Below are 13,833 nucleotides of genomic sequence, written 5' to 3' on the forward strand. Positions count from 1 at the left end.
CCCCTTGGGCTTCACAATTACAAACTTCCACCACTTTGGAGCCTAATAAAGCACGAAAGGGCTGCGCTCTGCAACGGCTTATGCTGCGATTGATCGTGGCATCACAAAAAATCAACCATATCTTTGCTCAAAATAGTCCATAAATGATATAAGAGCTTCGACGGCTTCTATTGGGCAGGCATTGTAGATCGATGCGCGCAATCCGCCAACCAACCGATGTCCTTTAAGCCCGATAAGGCCGGCCTGCTGCGCTTCTTCGATGAACTGTTTTTCGAGCGTTTCGCTGGGCAAGCGAAACGTCACGTTCATCTTTGAGCGCGAAGCTGGCTCGGCCGTACCCCGGTAAAAATCACTTTGATCAATGCGCCGGTAAAGCAGCTCGGCTTTTCGATTGTTGATGGCTTCAATGGCTGGTAGTCCGCCCAAGCCTTCCAGCCAGCGCAGCACCTTTTCGACGATGTAAACGGCAAACACAGGGGGCGTATTGAAGAGTTTGGCTGCATGAACGCCATAGTCCAGCATAGGGGGTAGGGGTTGATTGCGGCGCTGCAAAAAGTCTTCGCGCACAAGCACAAGGGTTACGCCTGCGGGCCCCACGTTTTTCTGCGCACCGGCATAGATTAGCCCATACCGCCTGGGATCAATGCGCCGGCTGAGAAAGTCACTCGACGCATCGCACACCAGCGGCACGCTGACTTCAGGCTCAGACGGGAACTGCGTGCCATAGATCGTATTGTTGGACGTAAAGTGCAGATAGGCCGCTTGCGGATCCAAATCCCAGCTTGAGGGATCTGGAATGGCGCAAAACTGGCGATCTTCGCTGCTGGCCGCCACACGCACGCGTCCCACAAGCTGGGCATCCTGAAAAGCCCGTTTCGCCCAGTGGCCGGTGATCAAATAATCGGCCGAGCCTCCTGGGGGCAAAAAGTTAAGGGGCACTTGATAAAATTGCAGCGAAGCTCCTCCTTGTAAAAACAGTACATGCCACGTCTCATCGAGTCCCAAAAGCTTGCGCAAAAGCGATTTGGCCGACTCGGCGATAGCAGTGTATTCAGGCGAGCGGTGGCTGATCTCTAAAATGGAGGTGCCCAGCTGGCGGTACATTGGCAACTCTTCTTTGACTTCAAGCAGCACCGACTCGGGCAGTACCGCCGGTCCTGCCGAAAAATTATACACCCGACCAGTAGCGGTGCGAAATACCGGGGTTTGTAAAGTTGCAGGTTGGGTCATGGCAGGTTCTTGGTTTAAGGGTTCAACGGGATCAATGAAACGGCCAGAACGTCTGGGTGTGCCGCAATGCGGCGAACGACCTCAGCACTTGGGCTTCCGTCAAACCGAATGCGGGCACAGGCTGCCCGTGCTCCAGAGAAGATCAGATTTTCCATTTCTTGGACGTTCCATCCGGCCCGCCGCACTTCGTCGAGCACAGCAGCCAGCACACCCACTTTGTCCAGGTGACGTACCGTCAGCACATGGGTCGCTGGCGAGTGGAGCTCGAGGTTGACGCAGTGGAGCACGCGGCCTGTTTCGGCATAGGTTTGAAGAATGCGCACTACTTCGTCGGCAATGGCTTGCTGCGCCTGCTCGGTAGAAGCCCCGATATGATGGGTGAGGTATACGTTCGGGTGTGCTGCCAATGGATGGTGGAGCGGACCCGACTTGGCTGCTGGCTCGCCTTCGATGACGTCAAGCGCTGCGCAAATTCCACGTTCTTCCAAAGCCCAAGCCAACGCTTCTTCATCAACCAACGTGCTTCGGCTGGTATTGATAAAATAGGCTCCGGGCTTCATAGCCTCAAAAAAAGCGCGATTAATTAGGCGCTCTGTCTCTGGCGTAGCAGCCAGATGAACGGTCACAATGTCGGCAGCAGCTGCTAGCTCGTAAGGGGTACGGGCGCGCACGACGCCGAGCTCTTGCGCCAGCGCATCAGTTAAAGAACGACTCCAGGCGACCACGTGCATTTCGAAGGCATGGGCCCGGCGCACGACTTCGCGGCCAATATGTCCCAAACCCAGCACGCCCAGTGTGCGTCCCTTTAAACCTTTGGCCTTGCTATAAGCTGCTTTGTTCCAGCGCCCTATCCGCGCATCAGCCACGTTGTCCGGAATACGTCGGTCCAACGCTACCATAAGTCCAAACGTTAACTCGGCCACAGCGACGGCATTCTTGCCCGGACAGTTGGCTACAAAAATTCCTCGAGCCGCAGCGGCTTCGACGTCGATGGTGTCAACGCCAGCCCCAGCGCGCACGATCAGTTCCAGCGAGGGCGCCGCATCCATCATGGCAGCGGTCACCTCGGTAGAACGCACCACAAGCACCTGGGGTCTTTCTTTAGAAAGCGCTTCCAAAAGGGCAACATGAGCAGCATCGGTTTGCACCTGCACAGTAAAACCCCGATCTCGAAGCGCTTCCAGACAGGTAGAAGGTAAAACGTCGGCAATCAGTACTTTCATGGCTGTTTTGTAGCTTTTTAGTCGAATACGTGCACCAGCAAACCGCTCCGCAGCTTGGGCTCAAACCATGTAGACTTAGGTGGCATGAGCAGTCCTGCGTCGGAAACAGCTACCAGCTCTTCGATACTGGTGGGGTACATTGCGATGGCCAGCGCTGCCCTTCCCTGATCTACTTCTTGTTTTAACGCCTCAAGGCCCCGAATCCCTCCCACAAAGTCTAGATTAGGATCTGTACGCGGATCAACGATGCCCAAAATTGGCTCCAGAATGTGCTCGTTGAGGCGCGCCACGTCTAACTGATCGGCTACCGTAGAGCGCTGTGTCGGGGGCAACGTCGCCCAATGCCAGCTGCCCGCAAGGTAAAGTGCCACCGTTCCTTTGGCTGGTGGGGTCGGATTGGGCACCTGGCGTATCACATGCATGCGCGTTTCCAAGGCACGTAAAAATGCTTCTGGCGTCATGGGTAGCCGCCGCACAATTCGGTGATAGGGAAGGATGCGCAGCGTATGTAGGGGAAAAAGGACAGCGGGGAAAATCTCGTACTCGGCTAGCCCAGCGGTCCCCACCCCCTGAGCACGCAACTGTGCAGCTGCACGACTAGCAGCTGCACAACGATGGTGCCCATCGGCTACATATAGTCGATTTACTGAAGCAAAAGCTGCGATCAAAGCCTCTGGATCCGGTACGCGCCACACGGTATGGCGCACCCCATCTTCAGCGGTAAAATCATACATCGGCGGTTGCGCTGTCCAGCGGGCCATGAGCGCTTCAAGCGGCGCTTGGGGAGGGAAAGCCAGCATCACTGGTTCAGCATGGGCACGCTGGGCTAGAATGTGCCGTGTGCGGTCTTCTTCTTTATCCGGCCGCGTCTTCTCGTGGCGTACAATGCGCCCGTCCTCATAAGCGCTCACAGGCACGCAGCCAAAAATTCCCGTCTGCACGTGGCGATCCATTTGCTGCCGGTAGAGGTAGAGGCTGGGCACCTCATCCTGAATCAAAATGCCAGCCTCTCGAAAACGCCGCAGGTTTTCTGCCCCTTTCGCATAGACGGCCGGATCATGCTCGTCGGTCCCCTCGGGCAGATCAATTTCAGGACGAATCACATGCAAAAAACTCCACGGCTTACCTTCTGCTAGGCGGCGCGCCTCTTCCGTACGGATCACATCGTAAGGCGGCGAAGCAACCTGTGCCGCCTGATGAGGAACAGGACGCAACGCGCGGAATGGATACAAAAGCGACATCTTCCCTAGCCAACCTGTTTAGATGCGTCTAGTATAAAGCGACGCTGCAAAAAAATCAGCTTGTGCTCTAGCCTAGCGTAGCGATCCCTGGAAACTTCACTTGCTAGAGCAGGGTTAAAGGCCATAGCTTGAGAAACCCAACACCGCGGGGTGGAGCAGCTGGTAGCTCGTCGGGCTCATAACCCGAAGGTCGCGGGTTCGAATCCCGCCCCCGCTACAAAGAAGCGCCCAGGTTGTTAAGCAGCCTGGGCGCTTTTTGCATTTCTTTACATCGTGCAAGGCCCTTCGGCTTAAGTCGACGCAGCGATGGCCGATTCTATGGGTACGTGAACCCCGTGTACCCAAACCTACGATGGTCATGCGCATGCGCAAAATCCAACTGCTTGCTGTAGGACTTGTACTAGTGTTTACAGCGCCAACAAGCCGATTAGAAACAGAGACCGAGGTCACGCCAATTCAGCAGCTCTTCTTGATCAAAGAGCTGAAGCCTGGTATTGAGCGCATTGGCGTCATTTGGGACAAAAATTCTGCCCAGCGTGACCAGGTACTACCTCAACTGCAGCGGGCCTCGGCAGCAACAAATGTTAAAGTGATCGTGGCCGAAGTCACCAGCCTGCAGGAAGTAGCACCCCAGTTTCGAACGCTGCAGCGTGAACATCAGGTGCAGGCCATCTGGATCTTGGAAGATGCCGGGCTGCTGGCTCAGGCTGCAACGCGAAGCTTTCTGATTAAAAATGCAACACAGGCCGGAATGCCGGTTTTTGCGCCTTCTGAGGCCTGGCTCAAAGAAGGGGCCTGCGTGACCTGGAAAAAAGATGCCGATGGCATCCGGCTGCTGGTCAACAAAGCCGTCGCCGAGGCTATGGGCATTACCATTCCACCCAAATACCAGGACCGCACGGCCTTTTTGGCAATGAACTAAATCAACTAAACCGAAAGGCCAATGGCATCGACGCGGACCCATTCGCTCTACACGTGGCTAACGCGCCTGAACCTGCGCCGTCGCTTTATCGTGTTTTTGGGCGGCCTGGCTGCGCTTACGTTTGTACTGTTTTTTGGCTACGCCCAGTATTCTTTGCGCGTAACGGAACGCGAGTTTGCGCAGCGTGGGGAGCTCCTGGCCAAAACCTTGGCCAGCCAGAATGCACTGGCCCTGCTCATGCTGGATGAAGAAGGCCTGCAGCAGGCGCTGGAGCATATGGTAGCTTCCGGAAATGCCCTTGCCGGTGCGTTTTTCAATACCGGGGATTCTATAGTGGCTGCGCAAAACGTGGACGTACTAGAAACTGCAGCGCTAGCCAAGCCCGAAGACACCACCGAAGCGGCGTTGCTAAGCTGGACGCAAACACGGGCCGGCGTACCTGTTCTGGTCGCCCAAGCGCCGGTAACGCTCAATGAAGGCACCCAGTACTTGGGACGGGTGCTTGTTGCCCTACCGGCCGAAGTGCTCCAAGCGCAAAAGCGCACAGGCTTTTGGCTTTCACTCTTGATCCCAGCTTTTATCGCTTTGGTGGCTTGGGGGATTTTGATTATGGTTCAACGCACGGTCGTGCGACCGGTGGATCAGCTTCGCCAAGCTGCACAAGCAGTCGAGCAAGGTAACCTGAGCGTACGCGTAGCCATTGCCCAGCAGGACGAAATTGGGCAGCTTGCGGCCTCATTTAATGCCATGGTAGAGGCCAGCGAACGTAACATGGAGGCCCTACGTGAGCAGCGTGAGGCTGCCGAAACCGCGCGTACCCAGGCCGAAGCCCTACGTCGGCAAGCCGACGAAACCAGTCGCCGGTTGCAAGATCGCTTCCGTCAGATCTCTGAGGTGATCGTTGCCGTTACGCAGGGCGACCTCACCCACCGCCTTCAGGTCCTCGATGACGACGAGGTGGGCGCCCTTATGCACCAGATCAACCAGATGATCGAAGACCTAACGGCCTTGGTTCGCGAAATCCACACCACTGGCAATGCGCTGGCCGAAGTTGCCCACAACGTATCAACCTCAGCAGAGCAAATGTCCGCTGGTGCAAGCAACCAGGCCCAGCAGACCATGGAGGTGGCCACCGCAATCGAAGAAATGACGCGGACCATTGCCTCTTCCTCACAAAATGCCCATGAAGCTAACCGCATGGCACAACGGGCTTCCCAACTGGCTACCAGTGGGGAAGAAATCTTTCGCAAGACCACCGAGGGCATGCACCGCATTGCAGGCATTGTGAAGGATTCCACCCAAAAAGTCATGGCCCTCGGCGAGTCCAGTGCCCAAATCGGTGAAATCATTCAGGTGATCAGCAGCATTGCAGATCAGACAAACCTACTGGCGCTCAACGCAGCCATCGAGGCTGCCCGCGCTGGCGAACAGGGCCGCGGCTTTGCGGTCGTAGCCGACGAAGTGCGTAAACTGGCCGAACGCACCACCAGCGCCACAAAAGAAATCGAGCAAATGATCACCCGGATTCAGCAAAATACCGGGGAGGTTGTCGACTCGATGACGCGTGGCAATAAAGAGGTGGAAAGTGGTCTCAAACTGGCCGACGAAGCCTCCCATGCCTTTGGCGAGATCTTGCACTCGATCAACCAGATGGTGCTCATGATCAATCAGATCGCCTCGGCCAGTGAGCAGCAGTCGGTTACCAGCAGCCAGATCTCGCAAAGCGTTGAAGAAATTTCTTCGGTAGCTAACGAGGTCTCTCGGGCCACTTCAGAGCTGGCTGCTACCGCAAGCATTCTCAACGATCATGTGGTGCAAATGCGTCGTTTAATCGAACGTTTCCGCATCAACCATCATGCAGCAGCCGAGCGCCCCAGAGCCACAACGCTGTCTGTAGGCGATGGGGTGCGATAAATCCCTTACACGTCGAAGGCCGCCTAGCACAGGCGGCCTTCGCGTTTTTACCAAAGTGCGTAAACCAGCAGCGCCATACCACTACCTAGCAGAGCACCGGCCAGCACATCGCTGGGATAGTGCACCCCTCGCCATAAGCGAGCAACTGCTACACTTCCAGCCCAGGCATAGGCAGGTACCGTAACGTAAATAGCTCGGGCTTGCAGGCTCCAAGACGTAGCCAACGCAAAGGCTAGCGCCGCGTGACCCGAAGGGAAAGCATGTGACGTCGGTTGAGACCCCCGCGCCTCGATATCGTCCCACTGCGCAAACGGCCTTGGGCGCGCAACGACGGCTTTTAGAGCCAACACAGCTACTGTAGTACCTGCAGCTGTAAGAGTGATCTGCCAAGCTGCGGTCTCCGGCATCTTGTCATAAAACGCTGCACCCCACGCTACAGCAGTAAGCCCTGCAAAAAAGGGATAGGCTGTCTTATCCACCACTTGCAGATAGGTGCTAAGCGCAGGGCTATCCGTATGATAGACCGTGCACAGCAGCCGTAGGTCTACCGCATCCCTCCCCGTACAGGCCGATTGCGCCTGGGCTGCTACGCTTATCCCCCATGCGCCAATGAAAAGCCACAGCCACCGAAAGCTCATTCTTCTACGTAGAGTTCGTCCATCTCTGCCCGCGTACGCGGGGGTCTTACACCTAGAGCCTCTTTGACCTGCTGCCGAATGGCCTCTTGCGCTTCCACGTGTTCCTTAAGCCACGCCTTGGCGGCCTCGCGTCCCTGTCCAATACGTTCCTCGCCGTAAGCGTACCAGGAGCCGCTTTTTTGCAAAATGTTGTACTCCACAGCCAAATCAACGAGCTCACCTAGCGTCGAGATGCCTTCGCCGTAGATGATATCGAATTCGGCTTCACGGAACGGCGGGGCCACCTTGTTTTTAACAATCTTAACGCGCGTGCGATTGCCTACAATATCGGTGCCTTCTTTGATGGAGCCTACACGCCGAATGTCCATGCGTACGGAAGCGTAAAATTTGAGCGCCCGACCCCCAGTGGTGGTCTCAGGGTTCCCAAACATCACGCCGATTTTTTCGCGCAGTTGGTTAATGAAAATGAGCACCGTACGCGTGCGGTTGATGGTACCGGTCAGCTTTCGAAGGGCTTGACTCATTAAGCGTGCTTGCAAGCCTACGTGGCTGTCTCCCATATCGCCTTGAATTTCCGCCTGAGGCACCAAAGCCGCCACCGAGTCGACCACAATGACATCCAAGGCGCCACTGCGCACCAGCGTATCACAAATGTTCAATGCCTGCTCGCCGGTATCGGGTTGAGAGACCAGCAAATTATCTAGGTCCACCCCCAAGTTGGCCGCATAGCGTGCGTCAAAAGCATGCTCGGCATCAATAAAAGCACAAGACCCGCCCAGCTTTTGGGCTTCTGCCATGATGTGCAGTGCAAGCGTCGTTTTGCCAGACGACTCAGGGCCAAAGATTTCAATGATGCGCCCCCGAGGCACACCCCCAACACCCAGGGCAGCATCTAAAGCCAGCGAGCCCGTAGGAATCACGTCCACAGCAATCGCTGGCGCGTCCCCCAGCCGCATAATGGCTCCCTTGCCGTACTGTTTCTCAATGTGCTTGACGGCCAGTTCCAGGGCTTTGGCCTTGGCCGAATCGTTCATTGCCATAGCAGAGCTCGACTTAACCTTTAAGGATTGTACCTAAAAAGTAAAGAATTTCTTTGCGTTTACCAAGATCCTATGAGTGGGTGTCAAATGTTTGTCACACTACCGCTGCAGGGATGGCTTGCAGCAGATGTTGGCGCAGCAGATCAAGGGCCATGGCTGTAGCCCGCTGTTTAAAGCGCAAACGATCGGCGGGCAGATAATACTGCCGAGCGTAAGCGTTTTGTGCATCGGCAAGGCCAATCCATACAGTCCCTACAGGCTTTTCCGCAGTGCCTCCCGTTGGTCCGGCAATGCCGGTGGTGGCCAAACCCACATCGGCCTGCAGGTATTGTCGTGCGCCCTGCGCCATTTGCACGGCCACCGCTTCGCTGACGGCCCCTTCACGAGCCAATATTTGGGGATCTACGCCGAGCAGAGTAACTTTGACGGCATTACTATAGGCAACAATACCTCCTTGGAAATAGGCCGAGGCACCGCTGATGTCGGTGATCCGATCGGCGATGTGCCCACCGGTGCAGCTTTCCGCTATAGCCAGCGTTTTACCTTGGGCCCGCAGCAGGCGTCCGACCACGGCTTCGAGCGTATCGCCATTGGTGCCTACCAGCGCCGTACCAATTCGGTCGCGTACAAAAGCTTCTAACTGCTCCAAGCGTTGTTGTGCTGTTTCCGCGTTGTGCGCGCGAGCCGTCAGGCGCAGACGCACCCCATAAGGACCTGGCAAATAAGCCAACGAAAGGTTCTCATCGAGCAGTGTTTCAACCCCTTCCAGTTGCTGCTGCAACGCGGACTCGCCTATACCAGCAGTTATCAGTGTGCGCTGTTGCACCACGCGTCGGCCTGTACGGCGAGTTAAACGGGGCAACACGGCATTTTGCATCAGGTGCTCCAGTTCATGCGGCACGCCCGGCAGCGCTACAACCACCCCCTGGGCATCTTCCATCCAGAGGCCGGGAGCAGTACCTACGGTGTTTACCAGGGGTTCAAACCCTTCTGGCACCAGGGCTTGCACGCGGTTGCGCTCCGGCATGGGGCGCTGTCGCTGCCGGAAATAAGCCTCAATCTGGGACAAAATATCTTCGCGCAACTGCAACGATCGCCCTAAGCACATTGCCAGTGCTTCGCGGGTACGGTCGTCATGCGTAGGGCCTAGTCCCCCACAGAGCAGCACAAGGGAGGCTTCCTGACGTGCTCGGCGCAGCGCCTGGCAAATAGCCTCAGGATCATCTCCAACCGTTTCGATGCGAACGAGCTCTATGCCGCAAGCGCTTAGTGCAGCACCAAGCCACGCCGCGTTGGTGTTTATGGTATCTCCCACCAGTAACTCATCCCCAATGGTCACCACAATAGCCCTCATAGCATACGCTGAGCTTGGGACCAGCTATACGGATCGGCCTGCCATTCGGTCAAGACCTTGGCGGTCTCCTCGGTGAGTAAGCCATGCGCTTGCGCCACTTCCAGCAATGCAGCTAGGTTGGTAAGACTGTAGCACGGGATTCCCAGCTGCGCAAAGCGTTCTTGGGCTTCTGGGAAGCCGTAAGAAAAAATCGCCAGCACAGCTTCTACACGGGCATCAGCGGCCAGCAGTGCTTCAGCTGCGGCCCAGGAAGACCCTCCCGTTGAAATCAGGTCTTCAATAAGCACCACACGCTGACCTGGCTCGAGGCGACCCTCAATTTGGCGACCACGACCATGCGTCTTGGCCTGGCTGCGCACATACACCATGGGCAATGCTAAGCGGTCGGCAAGCCAGGCAGCGTGTGGGATGCCTGCCGTGGCCGTTCCTGCGATCACTTCTGGTTCCAGTTTGTGCCGCTGCAGGAGTTGCACAAAGCCCTCGACGATGCTGCGTCGAACCTGGGGATAGCTGATGAGCAACCGATTATCGCAATACATTGGGGCCTTCAAGCCAGAAGCCCAACAGAAGGGCGTCTCGGGTGCAAACGAAACGGCGCCAATGGTCAGTAGCACCGTAGCCACCTGTCGCGCCAGCACATCTTCAGGCGTCATGCCGATCAAGGGTAGTTTGTGTCCAAGTCCCGTAAAGATACCAGAGGCCGGTAGCAACGGTCAGCGCCAACAACGCCAGCAAGGCGATCAGTGGCAGGGAGCTACCCAAAACAGCACGGGCACCTTCGCCGGCCGCACCTGGCAAGCGGCGCAAGACCATTAAAAGCAGCATTCCTATCAGAAACGCCAGCTGCACAGCCGTTTTTGTTTTAGCCAGCGGTAACGTGCGTAAACTTCGGCCGTGCGCCTCGGCCCAAGTTCGCAGCGCAGTCACCAGCAGATCCCGCCCTGCAATAACCCCGACCGCCCACCAGGGCACATGCTTAGGCAGGAGTACAGCTAGGCAGCCAAACGTTCCTAGCACCAGCACTTTATCCGCAAACGGATCCAGGAACTGCCCCAACCGCGTGCGTGCTTTAAGGCGGCGAGCCAGTTTGCCATCTAAATAGTCCGAAAACGCAGCCGCAACGAAAAGCCCCAGCGCCGCCAAGTGTCCAGTAAACGTGCCGTTGAGCAGCAACAGCAAAAGCAGCGGCGTGAGCGCAATGCGCGCAAACGTAAGCGTATTAGGTAAGTAACGCATCCGCGTGGACGTTGGCCCACGAAAGTTTTGCTAAAGAGTACAAACGGCCAAGTGCGCCTGCAAGTTCATCCTGCGGCTACGAGATTTTTATCAACGGCTGCCTGACATTCTGGCACATTTCCATGCACGGCATTGTTCTTGATAAAGTCTAGGCGCGTCACAGCAAACGTGCAAATTGTCTGACCTCAACAGCGGGTGATTGTACTATGGGCAAGATTATCGGCATCGACCTGGGCACGACGAACTCGGTTGTAGCCATTATGGAAGGCGGCGAGCCCAAGGTAATTGTCAACGCAGAAGGCTCGCGTACCACACCATCGGTAGTGGCTTTTACGACAGATGGCGAACGCCTCGTGGGCGCCCCAGCCAAGCGACAAGCGATCACAAACCCTAAAAACACGATTTTTTCGATTAAGCGCTTTATGGGGCGCTTCTATGATGAGGTGACCGAAGAGATCAAGATGGTGCCCTACAAGGTCGTGCGGGGCGACAACAATACTGTCCGCGTAGAAGTCGAGGTAGGCGGGGAAAAGCGTCTGTACACGCCCCAGGAGATTTCGGCTATGATCTTGCAAAAACTAAAACAGACGGCCGAAGACTACCTGGGCGAACCAGTTACCGAAGCTGTGATCACTGTTCCGGCCTACTTTAACGATGCGCAGCGCAAGGCCACAAAGGAAGCCGGTGAAATCGCCGGTCTAAAGGTGCGCCGGATTTTGAATGAGCCTACCGCGGCGGCTTTAGCCTACGGATTGGACAAGAAAGAAAAAGAGCTCAAGATCGCGGTCTACGACCTGGGTGGAGGCACCTACGATATCTCGATTCTAGAGCTAGGCGACGGGGTCTTTGAGGTAAAAGCGACCAACGGCGACACCCACCTGGGGGGTGACAACTTTGACCAGCGGCTGATTGACTACATCGCTGATGAATTTCAGAAGCAGGAAGGCATTGACCTTCGGAAAGACCCCATGGCGCTGCAACGGCTCAAAGAAGCGGCCGAAAAGGCCAAGATTGAACTCTCCAGCGCCATGAAGACCACAATTAACCTGCCGTTCATTACGGCTACACCCGAAGGTCCAAAGCACTTGGTGATGGAAATCACGCGTGCCAAGTTTGAGCAGCTCATCGAAGATCTGGTGGCACGTACCATTCCGCCCATGGAACAGGCCCTTCGGGATGCTAAACTCCGCAAGGAAGACATCGACGAAGTGATCCTGGTGGGTGGATCGACGCGGATTCCGCTGGTGCAACGGACCGTTGAGGAGTTCTTTGGCAAGAAAGCGAACAAGTCGGTCAACCCCGACGAAGTTGTGGCAGTGGGCGCCGCCATTCAAGCGGGCGTACTTGCGGGGGAAGTGCACGATGTGCTCCTGTTGGACGTAACACCGCTCAACCTGGGCATTGAGACGCTCGGCGGTGTGATGACTGTACTTATTCCGGCCAACACAACCATCCCCACCCGCAAGAGCGAAATCTTTACGACGGCCTCGGATAACCAAACTTCGGTCGAAATCCACGTCCTGCAAGGGAACCGTGAGATGGCTGTCGACAACCGCAGCCTGGGGCGGTTCATCCTTGACGGTATTCCTCCAGCACCGCGGGGCGTGCCACAGATCGAAGTCACCTTCGATATCGACGCCAACGGCATTTTGCACGTGTCGGCTCGCGACAAGGCAACCGGCAAAGAGCAGTCCATCCGCATTGAGGCCTCCAGCGGCCTGACGCCGCAGGAAATTGAAAAGATGCGTGAGGATGCACGCCGGCATGCCGCCGAAGACCGGAAGCGGCGTGAGCAGGTTGAAAAGCTCAATCAGGCCGACTCGCTTATCTACATGACCGAAAAGAACCTGCGTGACTACGGCGACAAAATTCCTGCGCCTAAGCGCAGCAAGATCGAATCGGCCCTCGAGCGCCTCAAAACAGTGCACAAGGCGCGCAACTTTGACGAGCTCGACTCGGCCATCGCGCAGCTCAACCAGGCTTGGAATGAGGCCAGCCAAGAGCTCTACCAGGCCCAACAAGCCGCCAGCCAGACTTCGGACGGCAGCTCGGCGCAAGGTGGCGTCCGCGAGGCCGACTACGAAGTGATCGACGAAAATGATCGCTCTAAGTCGTAAGCGCCTAAGGCGCTTACGCTGAAGATAGATGGGCACTACCCCGGCGACGGCATATCCCCCGTCGCCGGGGCTTTTTTAAGGCTCAGGGAGTCGAAAAAGCCGCCTGGCATTGGCGCTAGTAACTTGGGCTACCACCTCAGGGGTAACGCCCTTAAGTGCGGCTACCTTTTCCCCCACGTACCGCACATAGGCTGGTTCGTTACGCTTTCCTCGGTAAGGGGCCGGTGCCAAAAACGGCGCATCTGTTTCCAGTACCAGATGCTCCAGAGGTAACTCGCGCACCAAATCTGCCAATCCACTGTTTTTGAAGGTCACAATGCCTCCAATGCCCAGCAAAAAGCCCAGCTCCATAGCCGCTTCGGCTACCCAAGCCGGTCCGGTAAAACAGTGGAAAATGCCGCGCAATCGCTCTGGATGACGACTAGCTGCACGCTCCTCTCGCAAAATGCGTACGAGATCCTCCGAAGCATCCCGGTTGTGCAAAATTAACGGTAAGTCTTTCTCTATAGCTAACCGGATATGCTTTCGGAGAAATGCTTGCTGGCGGGCCATAAACGAACGGTCCCAGTAATAGTCCAAACCACTTTCGCCAATGGCCACAACGCGTGGATCGTCACAGAGCTGAACAATAGCCGCAAAGTCAGCTTCCGTAGCCGTGCGGGTTTCCGCAGGATGGAGCGCGGCCATGACATAGCAGTCGGGATAGCGATCGCATAATGCGAGTGCCCGATGTATCGAAGCCACATCGATGGCAGGCATCACAATCGCTGTTACCCCAACCTCTCGGGCTCGGTTTATGACCGCCTCCCGATCGGCATCAAAAGCGTCTAGATAGAGGTGTGCGTGCGTATCGATCCACATGATCTCGTAGGCCTTTTGCTTAGGCAACGCTTTAGCACGCTGCCAGATCGTTTGATC

Annotated in this window: 12 protein-coding genes and 1 tRNA gene; 4 read left to right on the forward strand and 9 right to left on the reverse strand. The window is 56.3% G+C overall.

Annotated features, from left to right (window positions below):
- Positions 1–111: 111 nt before the first annotated feature.
- From serC to J8E65_RS09755, 3 genes are read right to left on the reverse strand one after another with little or no spacing between them, the layout of a single operon-like run.
- Entirely contained in the window at positions 112–1,230 is a 1,119-nt protein-coding gene (serC, locus tag J8E65_RS09745) for a 3-phosphoserine/phosphohydroxythreonine transaminase (RefSeq protein ID WP_210375569.1), read from the reverse strand.
- Positions 1,231–1,244: 14 nt separating this feature from the next.
- Positions 1,245–2,453, reverse strand: coding sequence for a phosphoglycerate dehydrogenase (locus J8E65_RS09750; RefSeq protein WP_210375570.1), 1,209 nt, complete (start codon positions 2,451–2,453; stop codon positions 1,245–1,247).
- Between the two features lie 17 nt (positions 2,454–2,470).
- Entirely contained in the window at positions 2,471–3,694 is a 1,224-nt protein-coding gene (locus J8E65_RS09755) for a DUF1015 domain-containing protein (protein WP_210375571.1), read from the reverse strand.
- Between the two features lie 144 nt (positions 3,695–3,838).
- Here J8E65_RS09755 and J8E65_RS09760 point away from each other — a divergent pair.
- The 3 genes from J8E65_RS09760 (at position 3,839) to J8E65_RS09770 (ending at position 6,530) form a co-directional block, all read left to right on the forward strand.
- Positions 3,839–3,911: transfer RNA gene (locus J8E65_RS09760), tRNA-Met, on the forward strand.
- A 141-nt stretch (positions 3,912–4,052) separates the two neighbouring features.
- Positions 4,053–4,616: an ABC transporter substrate binding protein gene (locus J8E65_RS09765; protein WP_210375572.1), complete on the forward strand. Its 564-nt coding sequence runs from the start codon at positions 4,053–4,055 to the stop codon at positions 4,614–4,616.
- A 21-nt stretch (positions 4,617–4,637) separates the two neighbouring features.
- The gene (locus J8E65_RS09770; protein ID WP_210375573.1) at positions 4,638–6,530 is read left to right on the forward strand and encodes a methyl-accepting chemotaxis protein; all 1,893 of its coding nucleotides are present in this window, start codon (positions 4,638–4,640) and stop codon (positions 6,528–6,530) included.
- Positions 6,531–6,577: 47 nt separating this feature from the next.
- Here the strand turns inward: J8E65_RS09770 and J8E65_RS09775 are convergent, their stop codons facing one another.
- The 5 genes from J8E65_RS09775 to J8E65_RS09795 all read right to left on the reverse strand — a co-directional run bounded on the left by J8E65_RS09775 (position 6,578) and on the right by J8E65_RS09795 (position 10,798).
- Positions 6,578–7,168 carry a phosphatase PAP2 family protein gene (locus tag J8E65_RS09775; RefSeq protein ID WP_210375574.1) on the reverse strand — a complete coding sequence of 197 codons (591 nt, stop codon included), beginning with the start codon at positions 7,166–7,168 and terminating at the stop codon, positions 6,578–6,580.
- Positions 7,165–8,208, reverse strand: coding sequence for a recombinase RecA (recA, locus tag J8E65_RS09780; protein ID WP_210375575.1), 1,044 nt, complete (start codon positions 8,206–8,208; stop codon positions 7,165–7,167). The genes J8E65_RS09775 and recA overlap by 4 nt, the downstream gene beginning before the upstream one ends.
- A gap of 94 nt (positions 8,209–8,302) precedes the next feature.
- Positions 8,303–9,562 (reverse strand): competence/damage-inducible protein A, encoded by a 1,260-nt coding sequence (locus J8E65_RS09785; RefSeq protein ID WP_210375576.1) that lies wholly within the window; start codon positions 9,560–9,562, stop codon positions 8,303–8,305.
- Positions 9,559–10,215 (reverse strand): orotate phosphoribosyltransferase, encoded by a 657-nt coding sequence (gene pyrE, locus J8E65_RS09790; RefSeq protein ID WP_237181876.1) that lies wholly within the window; start codon positions 10,213–10,215, stop codon positions 9,559–9,561. The genes J8E65_RS09785 and pyrE overlap by 4 nt, the downstream gene beginning before the upstream one ends.
- Positions 10,205–10,798 carry a CDP-alcohol phosphatidyltransferase family protein gene (locus J8E65_RS09795; RefSeq protein WP_210375577.1) on the reverse strand — a complete coding sequence of 198 codons (594 nt, stop codon included), beginning with the start codon at positions 10,796–10,798 and terminating at the stop codon, positions 10,205–10,207. Before J8E65_RS09795 ends, pyrE begins: the two co-directional genes overlap by 11 nt.
- Positions 10,799–11,004: 206 nt before the next feature.
- On the opposite strand from J8E65_RS09795, the gene dnaK reads away from it, so the two are divergent.
- On the forward strand, positions 11,005–12,915 hold the full coding sequence (gene dnaK / locus J8E65_RS09800; RefSeq protein ID WP_210375578.1) for a molecular chaperone DnaK: 1,911 nt from the start codon (positions 11,005–11,007) through the stop codon (positions 12,913–12,915).
- A gap of 75 nt (positions 12,916–12,990) precedes the next feature.
- Here the strand turns inward: dnaK and J8E65_RS09805 are convergent, their stop codons facing one another.
- Positions 12,991–13,776: a TatD family hydrolase gene (locus J8E65_RS09805; protein WP_210375579.1), complete on the reverse strand. Its 786-nt coding sequence runs from the start codon at positions 13,774–13,776 to the stop codon at positions 12,991–12,993.
- Positions 13,777–13,833 lie beyond the last annotated feature (57 nt).

The sequence above is a fragment of the Rhodothermus bifroesti genome, from assembly GCF_017908595.1.
Lineage (GTDB): Bacteria > Bacteroidota > Rhodothermia > Rhodothermales > Rhodothermaceae > Rhodothermus > Rhodothermus bifroesti.